The 15,947-nt window shown below is 61.7% G+C and carries 10 protein-coding genes; 1 reads left to right on the top strand and 9 read right to left on the bottom strand.

Annotated elements, in window-relative coordinates; all coding sequences use genetic code 11:
* Window positions 1–23 precede the first annotated feature (23 nt).
* Window positions 24–1,376, top strand: coding sequence for a bifunctional folylpolyglutamate synthase/dihydrofolate synthase (locus tag AC1DNK_RS10700; RefSeq protein WP_477940982.1), 1,353 nt, complete (start codon window positions 24–26; stop codon window positions 1,374–1,376).
* 47 nt (window positions 1,377–1,423) lie between these two features.
* Here the strand turns inward: AC1DNK_RS10700 and trxA are convergent, their stop codons facing one another.
* The 9 genes from trxA to AC1DNK_RS10655 form a co-directional block, all read right to left on the bottom strand.
* Entirely contained in the window at window positions 1,424–1,744 is a 321-nt protein-coding gene (trxA, locus tag AC1DNK_RS10695) for a thioredoxin (RefSeq protein ID WP_112386023.1), read from the bottom strand.
* A 74-nt stretch (window positions 1,745–1,818) separates the two neighbouring features.
* Complete coding sequence (gene addA, locus AC1DNK_RS10690; RefSeq protein ID WP_477940981.1) at window positions 1,819–5,367, bottom strand: double-strand break repair helicase AddA; 3,549 nt, start codon at window positions 5,365–5,367, stop codon at window positions 1,819–1,821.
* Window positions 5,360–8,554 carry a double-strand break repair protein AddB gene (gene addB, locus AC1DNK_RS10685; RefSeq protein ID WP_477940979.1) on the bottom strand — a complete coding sequence of 1,065 codons (3,195 nt, stop codon included), beginning with the start codon at window positions 8,552–8,554 and terminating at the stop codon, window positions 5,360–5,362. The genes addA and addB overlap by 8 nt, the downstream gene beginning before the upstream one ends.
* 3 nt (window positions 8,555–8,557) lie before the next feature.
* Complete coding sequence (locus tag AC1DNK_RS10680) at window positions 8,558–9,289, bottom strand: nucleotidyltransferase family protein (RefSeq protein ID WP_477940978.1); 732 nt, start codon at window positions 9,287–9,289, stop codon at window positions 8,558–8,560.
* Window positions 9,290–9,302: 13 nt separating this feature from the next.
* On the bottom strand, window positions 9,303–10,820 hold the full coding sequence (tsaE, locus tag AC1DNK_RS10675; protein ID WP_477940976.1) for a tRNA (adenosine(37)-N6)-threonylcarbamoyltransferase complex ATPase subunit type 1 TsaE: 1,518 nt from the start codon (window positions 10,818–10,820) through the stop codon (window positions 9,303–9,305).
* The gene (locus AC1DNK_RS10670; RefSeq protein WP_477940975.1) at window positions 10,817–13,405 is read right to left on the bottom strand and encodes a PAS domain-containing sensor histidine kinase; all 2,589 of its coding nucleotides are present in this window, start codon (window positions 13,403–13,405) and stop codon (window positions 10,817–10,819) included. The genes tsaE and AC1DNK_RS10670 overlap by 4 nt, the downstream gene beginning before the upstream one ends.
* 202 nt (window positions 13,406–13,607) lie before the next feature.
* A complete protein-coding gene (gene ahcY, locus AC1DNK_RS10665) occupies window positions 13,608–15,008 on the bottom strand; it encodes an adenosylhomocysteinase (RefSeq protein WP_112386029.1) in 1,401 nt (466 codons plus the stop codon).
* Window positions 15,009–15,173: 165 nt separating this feature from the next.
* Window positions 15,174–15,455, bottom strand: a complete 282-nt coding sequence (locus tag AC1DNK_RS10660; RefSeq protein WP_477940973.1) for an HPr family phosphocarrier protein — start codon at window positions 15,453–15,455, stop codon at window positions 15,174–15,176.
* Window positions 15,456–15,464: 9 nt separating this feature from the next.
* Window positions 15,465–15,866 (bottom strand): PTS sugar transporter subunit IIA, encoded by a 402-nt coding sequence (locus tag AC1DNK_RS10655; RefSeq protein ID WP_025584219.1) that lies wholly within the window; start codon window positions 15,864–15,866, stop codon window positions 15,465–15,467.
* Between the last annotated feature and the right edge of the window lie 81 nt (window positions 15,867–15,947).

Raw genomic sequence — 15,947 nt, 5'->3', positions numbered from 1 at the left:
AACCTGCCTGAGCGGAGGGCCGAATGATACCCAGAGGTCAGACCGTCGTGAGCGAGGCAGCACAGGAAATAGACAAGCTTTTGGGATTGCATCCCAAGGGCTTCGATCTGTCGCTGGAGCGGATCACCCGCCTGCTGGAAGTTCTCGGAAATCCGCAGGATAAGCTGCCGCCGGTAATTCATGTCGCCGGAACCAACGGCAAGGGTTCTGTCACTGCCTTCTGCCGGGCGCTCCTCGAAGCTGGTGGCTACAGCGTTCATGTCCACACTTCGCCTCATCTGGTGAATTGGCACGAGCGCTACCGCATCGGCGTCAAGGGCGGACGCGGAGAGCTGGTTGAAGACGCGGCTTTCGCCGATGCCGTACGCCGCGTTGCCGAAGCCAATGGCGGCCAGAAGATCACCGTTTTCGAAATCCTGACGGCGGTCACCTTCCTGCTGTTTTCCGAACAGCCTGCCGACGCGGCAGTTATCGAAGTCGGCCTTGGCGGCCGCTTCGACGCGACGAATGTCATCTCCGATCCGGCCGTTTCGGTCATCATGCCGATTTCCCTGGATCATCAGCCCTATCTCGGTGACCGGGTCGAGCTGATCGCCGCCGAAAAGGCAGGCATCATGAAGGCGAAGCATCCTGTCGTCATTGGCCAGCAGCCTTATGACGCAGCGCTTGAGGTGCTGATGTCGACCGCCGAGCGGCTGCATTGCCCGACCGCCGTCTATGGCCAGGATTTCATGGCTCACGAGGAATATGGCCGTCTCGTCTATCAGGATGAATTCGGCTTGGCCGATCTGCCGCTACCGCGCCTTCCCGGCCGCCATCAGTATGCCAATGCCGCTGCTGCCATCCGCGCTGTCAAGGCCGCCGGTTTCGTCGTCACCGAAGCGATGATGGAGAAGGCGCTTCAGGGAGTGGAATGGCCCGGGCGTCTGCAGCGGCTGACCGAGGGGCGGCTGATGTCGCACGCACCTGCCGGTGCGGAGATCTGGGTTGATGGCGGACACAATCCCGGCGCCGGCGAGGTGATCGCCGAGGCGATGGCGAACTTCGAGGAAAAGCTGCCAAGACCGCTCTATCTGATCACCGGCATGATCAACACGAAGGATCCCGTCGGTTATTTCAAGGCGTTTGCCGGACTGGCGGAGAAAGTCTTCTGCGTTCCGATCCGTGGAAGTGATGCGATGATCGACCCGGTCATTCTGGCCAATGCAGCCTATGACGCCGGTCTGGTGGCCGAGCCGATGTCGAACGTTGGAGACGCGCTCGATGCGATCAAGGAAATCCTCGATCCGGCCAAGCCGCCGCCACGCATCCTGATGGGCGGCTCGCTCTATCTGGTCGGCGACGTTCTCTCGGAGAACGGCACGCCACCGAAATGAAAAAAGCCCGGTCGAAGCCGGGCTTTTTCGTTGAATGCGAAAGCGTTTTAGGCCGCGCTGGAAATCCAGCTCGAAAGAGCCGTCTTCGGAGCCGCGCCAACCTTGATGTCGGCAACTTCGCCAGCCTTGAAGATCGCCAGCGTCGGGATCGAGCGAACGCCGAACTGAGCAGCCAGTTCCGGGTTTTCATCGATGTTGAGCTTGGCAACCTTGACCTTGCCTGCCAGTTCGGTCGCGATTTCTTCGAGGCTCGGGGCAATCATCTTGCACGGGCCGCACCATTCAGCCCAAAAATCCACAACAACAGGTTCTGCAGATTCCAGAACTTCCGACTGGAAGTTATTGATATCGACTTTCACGGTAGCCATAGGCTGCTCCTTCAGGGGAATTATCGTTGAACCACATGTGATGGTGCGGTGTCATAATTTCAATGTCCGGTATTTCACTTTGTCTTGAGTGCCGCAAGCGCCAATTCAAGGGTCCGCTCGGTGAGGCGGTGAACCGTCGCGTTTTCAGTATAGACGAGCACGCACTCGATTTCCGTGCCGGGATAAAGCGGTTTCAGGATTTCCCGGTAGATCGCGAGCTGCGCCTTATGTGCAAAGGGAACGCTCTCCTCGGTCTCCGGCGGAACACGATTGGTCTTGTAATCGAGGATAACGACCCGGTCTGTCAGTACCGCGAGACGGTCGACCCGGCCCGATACGGCATAGTGCTTTCCGTCGAGGTCCAGCGTGCCCATGATCGAGACTTCAGGTTGCGCATGGGCTGCAAAGACCGGCTGCAGGCTGTCTTCACCCAATAGTTTCAGAACCGAATCGACAAGCCGGCGCCGCTCCGCGTCCGGCCAGAAGCGCGCCGCGCGCCCGGCATAGCGCTCGGCGGCAAGCTGGCGCTCCTGAGGCAGGATGTCAGGCAGCATCTGCAGCATGCGGTGGATCAGCCGGCCTTTTTCCAGCGACCTGTCGGACCGCTCCGGGGTGCTGAACAAAGGCGAGGTCACCAGAAGGTCGTCGGCTTCCTCATCGATGACGGTGCCCGCGCCCGAGGGGCTGAGCGGTCGCGGCAGCGCTCTCTGCGGTGGCAGAGGCTTGAGTATACCAGCTGGCAGGACGTCCTTTTCGCGCTTTTCCGCCACCTGTTCTGCCCGCTCGAAGCTGCGCTCCACCTGCGGAACCCGCCAGGTCACGCCTGGCCAGCTGCCGTCCGGTCCTTCGAATTCGACAGCGTTCACCTGCGGATGGCTTTCGCTCATCGCGGTGGAAATCATCGCATGCCACGTATCGGTATTGGCGCGCACGCCGCGATAGCCGCAAACGATCAGCCGGTCGGCCGCGCGCGTCATCGCCACATAGAGCAGTCGGCGGTATTCCTCTTCCGCTAGCGTCTGGATGCGGGCGGCGTCGGTCTGCGTGCGCGAATTGGCGAGATCGCCGACCGGCACCCAGACCGGCATCGGATCCTCGTTCGCTGTCTCGAGCAACCTCAGTTTCGGCATATGCGTATGAGTAAACGCCTTGCCGCCGCTATCGACCAGAAAGACGATCGGCGCCTCCAGGCCCTTCGAGGCATGCACCGTCATGATGCGCACTTCGTTTCGCCCTTTGTCCTGCTCGCGCTTCACCTCGGGTGCCTCGAGTTCGAGCGTCGAGATGAACGATTGCAGCCCGGGAAGGCCGGAATTCTCGTGATCGAGCGTGAAGGTCAGGAATTCGTCAAGAATATCGCTGACTTCGGTGCCGAGCCGCGCCAAGAACTGGCTGCGGCCACCGTGGACGCCAAGTACACGGGCGTAGAAGTCATGCACGGACAGGCTTCGTGATTGCTCCAGGAAAAGCTCAAGCCGTTTCGCCGCCGCCACGAAGCGCTCGTGGCCGTCGGCGGCGAAGCGCTGTAGATGGCTCCAAACGCTCAGATGTTCGCCTCGAAGCGCCGCCAGTGCAAAGATATCGTCTTCCGTGAGATCGAAGAGCGGGCTTTTCAGCACCGCTGCGAGCGAAAGATCGTCCTGCGGCAGAAGCAGGAAGCGCCCGAGCGCCAGCAGATCCTGCACGGCAATGTGGCTCGTCAGCTTTAGGCGGTCGGCACCGGCGACCGGAATATTGTTTCGCCGTTTCAGCGCCCGCGTCAGCGCGTTGACGAAACTGTCACGCTTTCGAACCAGCACCAGAATATCGCCGGCCTCGATCAGCCGTTCCTTGCCCTTCTCGACGATCGTTTCGCGTCCGACCAGCGCCTCGATCGTATGCGCCATGCGTCGCGCGAGGATCGCCGGCGGTGCGCTCTCGGGCGTGGCATCGAAAGGTGCCGTCCAGTCCTCTTCCTTGACGGCGACTTCGGGCGCTACCATTGCCCAGAGATCGACTGCGCCTGGATGGCCGATCCGGCTTGACCGGTGGATGACCGGCTCGCCCTCGGCGCTCAGCCCACGCGCATTTTCAGGTGGTGTGAAGACATGGTCGACGGCGGCGAGAACGTCGGACGTCGAACGGAACGACAGCGGCAGGCGCACCGGCGTGAATTGCTGGCCGCTGGCCTGCACCTTCCGCTGCGTCCGTTTGCTTTCTTCCGAAAAGCGCTCCGGCCGGGCGCCCTGGAAGGAATAGATGGATTGCTTTTCATCACCGACGGCAAATAACGTCCGGATCACCGGCCGGGCGCTCTCGCCCGAGAAGAAATCCTCCGCCAGCGACTGGATGACGCTCCATTGGATCGGGCTGGTATCCTGGGCCTCATCGACGAGAATGTGGTCGATGCCCTGATCAAGCTTGTAGTGGATCCATGGGCCGATGCCGCTTTTCGTTAGCAGATCGGCCGTGCGCGTGATCAGGTCCTCGAAATCGAGGTGGCTGCGCTGCTTTTTCAGGGAATCATAGTCACGGTTCAGGCGCTCGGCGAGCACGAGCGCCGCATGCGTCGCGGTATACATCCGCATGATTTTCAGGCGGTCACGGCAGGCGACGACGTGATCGCGGGCAGCCACGATCGCCGCTGTCAGTTCTGGCGCATCGGCCAGCATCGCCTTCACGGTGAATTGCGAATCCGTTTTCGGCTGCCCGTCCACCTTCAGGAAGATCTTCTCCAGAAGTTCGGCCCGCTTCGACGCGCTTCGCTCGTTCGAGGTCTGGCGAAGACCGTAGGCAACCTCCTGCGCCTTGGCGCCGCCTTTCTGTGCCGCCAGCGTCATGTAGAGATCGAGCGTTAGCCCGGAAAGCTCCGGTAGCGGCCAGTATTGCTCGTCGATGCTGGCTTCGCTCTCCGTATCGGAAAGCTTCAGGTTCTTGCGCAGTGCCGCGGCGATCCCGCCATTCGCTTCGGCGGCCTGCGTGAAGCGGCGGATGGCGTTGCGATTGGCGACGATCTCTTCGAGCAGCGCTTCCAGCCCGCTTTCGTCGCCGAGGTTGAGAACGTATGAGAACGCTTCGGCAAGCGTCTGATCGTCTTCCGGTCCCGTCGCCGTCAGCAGCGAACGGCGCGCATCCGCGAGAAGGGTCGCCGCTGCCCGGTCGTCGAGAACCGAGAAGTGACCGGCGACATTCGCCTCCAGCGGAAACTGATGCAGCAGCGCCTCGCAGAAGGCGTGGATCGTCTGGATCTTCAATCCGCCGGGCGTCTCCAGCGCCTTGGCAAAGAGCCGCCGTGCTTCGGCGAGCTTGACGCGATCGGGTGTTTCTCCCTCGATCAGCGCGATGCGCTTGCTCAATTCCTGATCCGGCAGAACCGCCCATTCGGCAAGCCGCGCGAAGACGCGGTTCGACATTTCGGAGGCCGCGGCCTTGGTGTAGGTCAGGCAGAGGATCGCCGAAGGCCGGGCACCGGCCAAAAGCAGCCGGATCACGCGTTGCGTCAGGACGTGCGTCTTCCCGGATCCGGCATTGGCCGACACCCATGCCGAGCGTAAGGGATCGGAGGCGATCGCCTGCTGAATGGTCGTCCAGCCGATCCAGACGCCCGGATCGTCGCTATCGGGGAGAGCGGTAATGTCATTCATCGCCGCTGGACTCCTCGTCTTCTGCCGTCGACCATTCCGAGACCCGTGCCAGATGATCGTAGTCGCCGCCGAACTCGAACTGTTGTGCCGGGATAAGCCGCGATGTGAAGCCTCGCTCGCCGGATTGCAGCAGGGAGACAAACTTGACGAGTTGATCGATCGATTCCTCGGCAAGATCGAGCGCCGACTTCGCCTTGTCGCTGCGTGTCGAATTCTCGTTGTTGACGGTATCGGCCCGGAAGCGGCTGCCGGGCCGCAACCGGACGTAAAGCAGATCCTGCGGAATGAGGCTGCCGGCATCGCGGAAGGCACCGGCGCTCAGCGCGGCAGCTTCGAGAGCCAGCTGTGGGTCGAGCAAGGCGCGCGCTTGCGCAGGCGAAGGATTGTAGCCGGTCTTGTAATCGATGATATCGGCAGATTTCGGCCCGGTAATATCGATCCGGTCGGCGACGCCGGTTAGCCGGATGTTGATCGTCTCCAGCTCGACGCTGCCGCGAACTTCGGTCACTGTCTTGCGGATGCCCGGCCGCCGCTCGGCTTCCCACGTCAGGAAGCTGCGGGCCACCTCGCGAAAGCGCGGCCGCCAGACCGCGTCGATATGGGCGGGCAGTTCTTCGCTGTCGAAAAGATCGTTCAGGATAGCCTCCATCGCCCTTTCGCCGTCAGGCGTTCCGGCGATGTGCCCTTCGCGCACGAAGCGGTCGATGATCGCGTGATAGAGCGTGCCGCGTTCTGCGGCACCGGGATCGCGGTTAAACGGTTCGACAGGGTCAAGCCGCAGAATGCGCCGTGCGTAGATCGCATAGGGATCGCGCCGGAGGCGGCCGACTTCGCTGAAGGAATAGGATTTCGGCTGCAGTTCGGAGGGTGGAACCGGCGAGGGGCGCTGCGCCGGCGCCTGGGTCTTGCCGTCATCCAGAAGATTGACCCAGTGCACGAATTTTTCGCCACGGTCCTTCAGCGCGGCTTCGAAAGCGGTGCCGCCCAAAGCCAGTAGACGCTGCAGCCAGCGCGAGGCAACCGTCGGCGTCGAGCCCTGGCGGAGTGCGCGCGTATAGATCAGCTTCCGAGTGCCGCTCGCCATCTCGAAATCGTGGGCCAGCTGCCCGATACGCCGCTCCGGTGGCTCAAGGCCGATCTCCGTTTTCATCATCCGCGAAATGAAGGGGTTGTTGGCCGTCTGCCCCGGCCAGGAACCTTCGTTCAGACCACCGAGCACCAGCGTGTCGACAGCCTGAAGACGGGCTTCCAGCGTACCGAAGATGAAAACCCGGGGATGGCTGAGCGCGCGAGGTTTGGCGGCCTGTCCAGCCGACAGGGCCGTCATGATGTCGATCCACTGCGGACCGTCCGCCTCGATCTGCCCGTTGGTGTCGATTACCTCGCCGAGCAGCGTTGTGAGCGCATCGCCGGCTTCTCCGCTCCAGAGACCGGCAAGGTCGCCGCGGTGATCGCGAGCCACGGCCTCGAGCACGCGGCCGGTCCTTGAGGCCCATTCGGAGAGCTGCAGGTTCACTGTCAGGCTGCGCCCGTCAGGTCCACGCTTGACCATTGCCGATGCCAGCGGCTCGGTCGCCGCTGCGATCCGCTGTGCCAGATCCCGGGCCTGATCGATCGCATCCGATGGCAGCGACTTCCGCCAGTTCGGCGCGTAGCGATCGGCCTGCTGTTCAGCAAGCTGACGCTCCAGCAGGGCCGGTAGCGTGCTGATATCGACCTCGGCAACACCGCCGCGCAGCGCGAGAAGCTCGAGCGCTTCGACGGCACTTGTCAAAATGGTCTTCTCAAGGCTGAAATGCGTGAGCGGATGCTTGAGGAGCGCCACCAGTGCCACCGGATCGCCGGGCCGTAGCGTCGCTTCCAGAACCAGCTGCAGGAAAGTGCCCTGCGGCATCGCAGAAAGCGGCGTACCGGCCGAATCGTCGGCGATAATGCCGAACCGGGCGAGTTCGGACATGACGCGGCGTGCGAGATTGCGATCGGGCGTAATCACCGCTGCCTGGCTTTCGCCGTTGCGGCCCGGCTCTTCCAGGGCAAGGCGCAAGGCGATGGCGATTGCCGTTGCCTCCTCCCGCTCGTTGGCTGCCTCGATCAGCGCCACGTCGGCAAAGCCCGCCGCCAACGCGTCCGCGGGAAGCTCGTTCTTCCACTCCCCCCAGCCGCTTGTCGCCTCCGCCGGTGCAAGCGCCCGCGACAGTACCTCCGCACGCCGTTGCAGGTCAGGCTCGGCGTCGATCAGCGGGGCGACATCATTGCGTGTAAGTTTCAGGTGCTTCAGCAGATGCGACAGACCATATTGAGAGTGGCTGCGGCTCGCAGGATTGGCGGTTCGGCCCGGCTGTGGGTCAGGCGCCACCATCCGCCAATGCTCATCCGGCATCGACAGATCGAGGCCCGGCAGCACGATGACGCCCTCGGGAAGATCGGCAACGGCGGCAATCAGATCGGCGGTCGCAGGCACGGAGCCCGTCGAGCCGGCAATGATGATCGGGCCTACCGGCCGGGACGTTGCAAGACGGTTCGCTTCCGCCCGCAGGATTGCGTTGCGGTGCCGGGCAGGGGATGAGCGCCCGAGTTCGGCCAGCCGTTCCGGCCAGAAAGCGCTGGCAATCTGCAGAAATTCGGCGGTCAGCTGCCACCAGAGTGCATGATCGGAGGCGTCGAGATTGGCAAGCTCCGCCCATTCCCGGCCCTCAGTCTCGATCGAGTCGATCAGCTCGGCCAGATTGCGCGCCAGCCAGATCGCATCGGCCGGGCTTGCCGGGGCTGCGAGAGGCGACTCGGCGTGGATGCGGCGGACGATATCCGGCAGCCTGTTGCGCCAGGCAAGGATGAGCCTTGCAAGCTCCAGCAGGCGGGCAGTGTTGGAAAGTGGCTGCGCAAGGTCGAGGGTCGCAGGCAGCGCCTCCTCGAAATAGCCGCTGTCGTCATCCGTCTCACCGAGCGGCCGGATGACCGGCAGAATGGCCGAGCGGCCGCCGAGCAGATCGACGAATTCGGACCGGAGCACGCGGGCTGCGCGCCTGGTCGGCAAATAGATCGTGACTTTCGAAAGCGATAGTGGATCGTCGGGATCGTGCCGGAAAAGCGGCGTCAGCCGGCCTTCGCAAAGCGTTTGCGCGAGCACTTTCAGAAACGGCGCTCCTGCCGGGATCGTCAGGATGCGCGGCTGATGACGCTCGCTCATCGCCTAAGCAAACGTCCGGAATTGCCGGATCGTTTCCTCTGCTTCATCGACGGCTTCGGGCGTGCCAACAGTCAGCCAGTGCCCGTCCATCATCATTCCGTAGAGCCTACCGCGGCCGATCGCTTTGTCGAAGTAACTGTTGATGTTGAAGGGGTCGCGCGGCGCATCGTCGAGAAATTCGGGCCGCATCGCAAAGGCGCCGGCATAGACGACGGGGTTCGACTGGTCGTCCCGGTAGCGTGTCAGGCGGCCATCTGCTGCCATGCTGAAATCATTGGTGCCATTATGGCCGGTCGTGTTCTCGATGCACACGCAAAGCATCGCCATGTCCATGCTGCCGGCATCGAAGAATCCGGCTAATCGATCGAGATTGCTGGGCGCACCCGGCTGTTCACCGATCCAGAAGAGATCGGCGTTCATCACGAAGATCGTCTCCCGGTCGAGCAGCGTCAGGCCCTTGACGATGCCGCCGCCATTGTTCAGCAGGCCGTCGCGCTCGTCGGAAATCAGGATATCGAGCCCGTGATACGACTTAAGATGCGCTTCCATCTGGTCGGCGAAATGGTGGACGTTGACCGCAGCGCGTTCGACGCCGGCCTGCTTCAGCGAGTCCAGCGTATAGTCGATCATCGGCTTACCGCCAATCTTCACCAACGGCTTCGGCATCGTATCGGTGATCGGGCGCATGCGGGTACCGAGACCCGCCGCCAATACCATGGCTTGTTTGATTGTCATCGTGGTCCGGAACTTATGATTCGCTGATGCCTATTCCAGCCCTTGCGCACCATTCGCGCAAGGGGGCGAGCGCTTCATGCTCAAGAGCGACCTGGAGATAGGCGAGTGTGCGTGGCATATGCTTGAGATAGCCGGGTTTGCCGTCGCGCTGCAGCAGCCGGACCCAGAGCCCGGCAAGTTTGCAATTGCGCTGCGCAGACGTGATCGCCCAGCTCTTCAGGAAGGATGTTTCATCGAAGCCGCCTTGGGCCCGGCGGATCGACAGATAGTCGTCCATCAGCTCCCGGAAGAGCGGTGGCTCGATGGTGACCCGCGCGTCCTGGGCGATCGATGCCAGATCGTAGGACGTCGGGCCGATCATCGCGTCCTGGAAATCGATCAGGCCGATCTTCTGGATCCCCTGCCGGTCGCCGCGCCAGATGATGTTCGGCGAATGGAAATCGCGCAGCAGCAGGTTCTTTTCGGCATCGGCCAGCTGGTCGATGAGATGGTCCCAGATCGCGAGATACGTGTCCCGCTCTGCATCCGGGGCTGCCTGGCCGCCGCGCTTCCACGGCAGATGCCAGTCGAGCACCAGGCGGACTTCCATCTTCATCGCTGTCCGGTCGAAATCCGGGATGTGGTGAATGTGATCCTTTGTAACGGGGATATCCTGCGGGATCTGCATGCCATGCAGATGCGCGAGGCAGGCGACGCTTTCGCGATAACGCTCGACGATCGGCTTTCCGCCGGTATCAAGAACGCCTTCGGTTCCGAGATCCTCAATCAGCAATATGCCCTGGTCATAGTCGACGCCATAGATTTCAGGCGTTGCGAAGCCGCGCTGCCGCAGAGCATCGGCGATGGCAACGAAGGGATAGGCGTTCTCTGCAAGATGGGCGACCTTCGGGTAGGGCTTGCCGTCAAGGACTGCGGGTCCTTCCGGCAGCGGCGGCCAATCCATCAGGATCTTCCGCTCGCCTGTCGCGGGATAGACTGCCTCATAGGCGCGCAACGATGCATCGCCCGTCAGGAAGCGCCGTCCGGCTTCTTCATAGCCGAGACCGGCGAGAAATGTCCGGATGGCCAGGACGCGCTGGATACGCTCGGCTTTCTTCCGCGGCGCCTTGATGGTCAGGCGGCGCCCGGCACCCTCGTGCGTCAGGGTCAGTTCAATCCGATCTCCAGGCATCTCGTCTGCGGCCATCTCGGGCCACTCGACGAGGCAAATACCCGATTGCAGCGCCTCGTCGAAACCAAGTTCTTCAAGCTCGGAGCCATCGGCAAGCCGGTAGAGATCGAAGTGCGCAACCGGAATTCTAAGATCATAGGCTTGGACGAGCGTGAATGTCGGGCTCGGCACTTCCAACGCCGGATCGTCGGCAATGGCGCGGATCAGAGCGCGGGCCAGAGACGATTTTCCCGCGCCGAGATCACCCGACAGCGTCAGGCAGTCGCCCGGCTTAACGGCGAGCGCCAGATCCTCGCCGAGACGGCCGGTTGCCGCCTCGTCTTTCAGAAACAGGGAGATCGCGCCAGCGTCGGCCGTCATTCGGCGGCTGCGATGGCACGCGGCAGGTTGACGGATGGAATCCGGCAAACGACCGTGGTGCCGCGGCCCGGCTTGCTGTCGATCGTTACCTTGCCGTTGTGCAGGCTGACGAAGCTGTCGACGATCGAAAGACCGAGACCGGCACCACCGCGTTTACCACTTTTTGCGCCGGTGGCGAAGCGATCGAAGACAGTAGCGATCATCTCCTGCGAGATGCCCGGGCCACGATCGGCGACAGAAAATACGAAATCGGTGCCTTCGCGATGGCATTCGAGCGCAATCGCCGCGCCCTCGGGCGAAAAATTGGCGGCATTCGATAGCAATTTCAGTAGGATCTGCTTCAAGCGCTGTGAATCGGCAACGATGGTGCCGAGTTGCGACGGCGATGTGATCTCCAGCGTTACGCCGCTTTCCTGCAGCCGGTCGGCGATCTGCATCGAGACGTCATCCAGGAGGTCGCTGAGATCGATCTCGGAATAGTTCAGCCGCATAATGCCTGCATCGACGGTCGCAAGATCGAGGATGTCGTTGACCAGAGTTAGAAGGACAGACGACGATGTCGCGATATGGTCGATATATTCGGCCTGCCTATCGTTCAGCGGACCGACGCCCGGCGTGCGCAGCAGATCGGTGAAACCGATGATGTTGGTCAGCGGCGAACGGAGCTCGTAGGAAACGTGCTGGACGAAATCGTTCTTCAGCTCGTCGGCCTTGCGCAGCGCTTCGTTCTTCTCGGTCAGGGCGCGCTCGGCGCGCACCGAATCCGTCATGTTGACGAAGGTCAACATCGTCTGTGCATTCGGCAGCGGTATCACCGCGTAGTCGAGCACGAGGCCGGAGAACAGTTCCAGCGTGCCCTGGCTCGAACGGCGTTCGTCGTCGAAGCTGGTGATGAGCTCGGCAAAGGTCTTCCAGCCATCCGGCTTGTCATACGACGGAGCACATGCTTCGCCGACGGCGCGGATATGGGTGCCCGGCTTCGCTTCGGCCTCGGTGATGCCCCAGAGGACGCGGAAAGCAGGATTGGACAGACGGATCCGCCCATCAGGACCGAACACCGCGACACCTTCCGAAAGGTGGTCGATCGTCTCGCCCTGAACCTTCACCAGCGTGTTGTAGCGCGTTTCGAGATCGACCTGCTCGGTGAGGTTCTCGAATACCCAGGTAGCGCCGCCTTGTGGATGCGCCGTGGCGAAGACGCGCAGCGTCTGGCCGTTCGGCAGATGCCAGAGGTCGGATTTCGTATCGAGAGCCTGGTAGACGGAAAGCGCTGTTTCCTTCCAGCTCTTCCAGTTCAACTGATCCGGCAGTTTCTTGGCCGCCCGCAGGCGCTCTAGAAGCTCGGCATTGTCAGGCTTGCGCTCGAGGAAGGCGATATCGAGCTCCCAGAGGGTCACGAAGGCCTGATTATAGAATTGCAGCCGCTGCTCGCCGTCGAAGATCGCAACCGGTGTTGCGAGATGATCGAGGGTCTCGGCATGGCTTTTCAGCGTCCGTTCGAGCTCGGCGCGAACCGCCTCGGCATCCGAGACGTCGATGGCGATGCCCGCCGAGCCGGTGGGAACCTTGACATCGACGACATCGAAGAATGTCCGGTTGCCGCTGACGACGGTCGAAATCTTGTCGTGAAAAGGCGATTCGGGCGTTGCCGTGGCGCGGATGCGCTCGCGGGCGATCGTCGTCAGGAATTCACGGCTCTCGTTGATTGCCTGCTGCGGCGACTTCGCCTCGACGGCATCGCCGTAAGCCTGGTTGACCCAGGTCAGGCGGCCCTCGACATCCCGCTGCCAGGCCGGCAGGTCGATGGCATCGAGCAGGCTCTGGAAGGCCGAGATCGACGACATCAGCCGTTCGCGCTCGATCTTCAGTTCGGCGAGTTCGGCGCGTAGATTGTTGAGCGCGACAAAGCGGACAAAGGCGCGGCCGCCGGAAACACGGCCCTGCGCCTCGAGAATTTCATCGCGATTGGTTTCGACCACCATATCGAAGCTCTGGCCTGCTTCGCGCAGGCGGTCGATTGCATGGTCAAGCTCGGACGCGGAACGGGGCTTCAGCCACAGGCCGAATGCCAGGAATTCGTTGTCTTGTGGCGCACCTGTTTCGGCAGGCAGCTGTCCCAGCAGTTCCGGGCGCTCGCTGCCGTCCCAGACGACGATGCGGCGGTTCTTGTCGGCGATCAGTGCCTGATACTGTGAGATGCGCTGCTGCGCGTCCGAAAGCGCCGTGCGGATGTCGCGGCTCTCGGTTTCCAGGTTGCCGCGCTGGCGCACCAGCCAGAGGGTGGAAAGCAGAGCCGCGGAGATGACCCCGATGACGACGGAAACGCCGACGACCTGAGATGAGGTGAAGAGGTGTGCCGATGCAGCAGCCTCGGATTCGACCTGAGCCAGAACCGGACGCGCAAGCGCTGCGATCGCCGTGCCGCCGGCACAAATCTTCGCCAGCCGCGTCAGCGAGCTTTTTCCCTGCTTCACGGCCCGCCCGGCCGCCGCAGGTGTATTGTGTTGTGCTGCCGCTACCTGGCGGATATCGGGCCGAGCGCCGTCATCCACCTGTGCTGGCAGGCTTTTCTCTACGTCCGGCATTCCCGGTCTGTCTCCGTCCTTTAATGTGCCGCATCACGACAAGACATCCCATTTTCGGGCAAACGGACGAGTCCGGGCCACGAATCGAGTTCTAAAACAATACTTCGGATGGGATTCAGCGGGAAGGTAGGAGGCAAAAAATAAGGGCGCCGCAAATGTCAATGCGGCACCCATCAAGATGTTGTGGATACTGGCGATGCGATTAGTATCTGTAGTGGTCAGCCTTGAACGGGCCCTGCGGCTTCACGCCGATATAGGCGGCCTGTTCTTCAGAAAGCTGGGTCAGCTTCACGCCGAGCTTGCCGAGATGCAGGCGGGCGACCTTCTCGTCGAGGTGCTTCGGCAGGATGTAGACCTGGTTGGAATACTGGTCGGGCTTGGTGAAAAGCTCGATCTGCGCCAGCGTCTGGTTGGTGAAGGAGGCCGACATCACGAAGGACGGATGACCGGTGGCGTTGCCGAGGTTCAGCAAACGTCCTTCCGACAGCAGGATGATGCGGTTGCCCTTCGGGAACTCGATCAGGTCGACCTGCGGCTTGACGTTAGTCCACTTGAGATTACGCAGCGCCGCAACTTCGATTTCGTTGTCGAAGTGGCCGATGTTGCCGACGATCGCCATGTCCTTCATCGCCCGCATATGGTCGATGCGGATGACATCCTTGTTGCCGGTCGTGGTGATGAAGATATCGGCCGAAGAGACGACGTCTTCGAGCAGAACGACTTCGTAGCCATCCATGGCGGCCTGCAGGGCGCAGATCGGATCGGCTTCGGTGACCTTGACGCGGGCGCCGGCGCCGGAAAGCGAAGCGGCAGAACCCTTGCCGACGTCGCCGTAACCGCAGACGACGGCAACCTTGCCGGCCATCATCACGTCGGTACCGCGGCGGATGCCGTCAACCAGCGATTCCTTGCAGCCGTACTTATTGTCGAACTTCGACTTGGTGACGCTATCGTTGACGTTGATCGCCGGGAACGGCAGCAGGCCCTTGGCATGCAGCTGATAGAGACGGTTGACGCCGGTGGTGGTCTCTTCGGTGACGCCCTTGATCGCGTCGCGCTGCTTGGTGAACCAGCCCGGCGATGCGGCAAGGCGCTTCTTGATCTGCGCGAAGAGGATCTCTTCTTCCTCGGAATGCGGGTTCGACAGCACGTCTTCACCGGCTTCGGCGCGCGCGCCGAGCAGGATGTACATGGTTGCGTCGCCGCCATCGTCGAGGATCATGTTGGAGAAGCCACCATCAGCCCACTGGAAGATCTTGTCGGTGTAGGTCCAGTAGTCTTCGAGGGATTCACCCTTGATCGCAAAGACCGGGATGCCGGCAGCGGCGATAGCAGCAGCAGCGTGATCCTGCGTCGAGAAGATGTTGCACGAGGCCCAGCGGACTTCCGCGCCCAGTGCCGTCAGCGTCTCGATGAGGACAGCGGTCTGGATCGTCATGTGCAGGGAGCCGGTGATGCGCGCGCCCTTCAGCGGCTTCGACTGGCCGAATTCCTCGCGGCTGGACATCAGGCCCGGCATTTCGGTTTCGGCGATCGTAATTTCCTTACGACCGAAATCTGCAAGACCGATATCGGCGACGACATAATCTTTTTCAGTGCTCATTGAGGTCTCCAGCTGAAAAGCATCTCAAAATCAAACCTGCGCCGCAAATATCGCGCAGCGCCAACACGTGCCTTATGCACGGCCATGCCAGCCGTTTATCAGGCTTCAGGGACCATGGCAATAAAGATATAAAGAAGTCTTTATATGGTTATATGACGGCGCGGATCAGATCTCTTCGCCGAACTTGTTCTGGATCAGCTGATCTAGGGCATCGAGGGCTTCGATCGCCTGGTTGCCGCTGGCGGTGACCAGCACGGTCGAGCCGGGGCTCGCGGCAAGCATCATCAGGCCCATGATCGACGTGCCGCCGACGATCATGCCATCTTTGGACACGGTGATCGCAGCGTCGAACGTATCGACCATCTGGACGAATTTCGCCGAGGCGCGTGCATGAAGACCGCGCTTGTTGATGATGAGGAGTTCCCGGGAGAGCTGCGTCGTGGTCATGAAGGCCCGTTATTTTCCGCTGAGAACGCGGCTCGCGACGTTGATGTATTTCCGGCCGGCTTCCGAAGCTTCGGCCAAGGCCTTTTCCATGTTGTTCTCGCCTCTGACGCCAGCGAGCTTGATCAGCATCGGCAGGTTCATACCGGCAATCACTTCGGTATGGCCGCTGCTCATCACCGAGATGGCAAGGTTGGAAGGCGTACCGCCGAACATATCGGTGAGGATCACCACACCATGACCATCATCGGCGCCGGCGACAGCTTGAAGAATATCCTGCCGCCGCTGATCCATATCGTCTTCGGGGCCGATGCAGACCGTCTCGATGAATTTCTGAGGACCGACGACATGCTCGACAGCATGACGAAACTCTTCAGCCAGCTTGCCATGAGTGACAAGCACAAGTCCGATCATGATTTAACTGCTCCCAATGGCATATCAACGGCGGCCCCAATATCGCAATGCAACAATCGCGTCCACCGGTGGGGGCACATC

This window comes from Rhizobium sp. 01N424, assembly GCF_056399485.1.
The sequence above is the reverse complement of the archived record's forward strand: the minus strand, read 5'-3'. Positions and strand labels throughout refer to the sequence as shown.

Bases quoted from the DNA above. Each gene is read 5' to 3' on its own strand.
- AC1DNK_RS10700 (WP_477940982.1), top strand. From the start codon at position 24: ATGATACCCAGAGGTCAGACCGTCGTGAGCGAGGCAGCACAGGAAATA.
- trxA (WP_112386023.1), bottom strand. From the start codon at position 1,744: ATGGCTACCGTGAAAGTCGATATCAATAACTTCCAGTCGGAAGTTCTG.
- addA (WP_477940981.1), bottom strand. From the start codon at position 5,367: ATGAATGACATTACCGCTCTCCCCGATAGCGACGATCCGGGCGTCTGG.
- addB (WP_477940979.1), bottom strand. From the start codon at position 8,554: ATGAGCGAGCGTCATCAGCCGCGCATCCTGACGATCCCGGCAGGAGCG.
- AC1DNK_RS10680 (WP_477940978.1), bottom strand. From the start codon at position 9,289: ATGACAATCAAACAAGCCATGGTATTGGCGGCGGGTCTCGGTACCCGC.
- tsaE (WP_477940976.1), bottom strand. From the start codon at position 10,820: ATGACGGCCGACGCTGGCGCGATCTCCCTGTTTCTGAAAGACGAGGCG.
- AC1DNK_RS10670 (WP_477940975.1), bottom strand. From the start codon at position 13,405: ATGCCGGACGTAGAGAAAAGCCTGCCAGCACAGGTGGATGACGGCGCT.
- ahcY (WP_112386029.1), bottom strand. From the start codon at position 15,008: ATGAGCACTGAAAAAGATTATGTCGTCGCCGATATCGGTCTTGCAGAT.
- AC1DNK_RS10660 (WP_477940973.1), bottom strand. From the start codon at position 15,455: ATGACCACGACGCAGCTCTCCCGGGAACTCCTCATCATCAACAAGCGC.
- AC1DNK_RS10655 (WP_025584219.1), bottom strand. From the start codon at position 15,866: ATGATCGGACTTGTGCTTGTCACTCATGGCAAGCTGGCTGAAGAGTTT.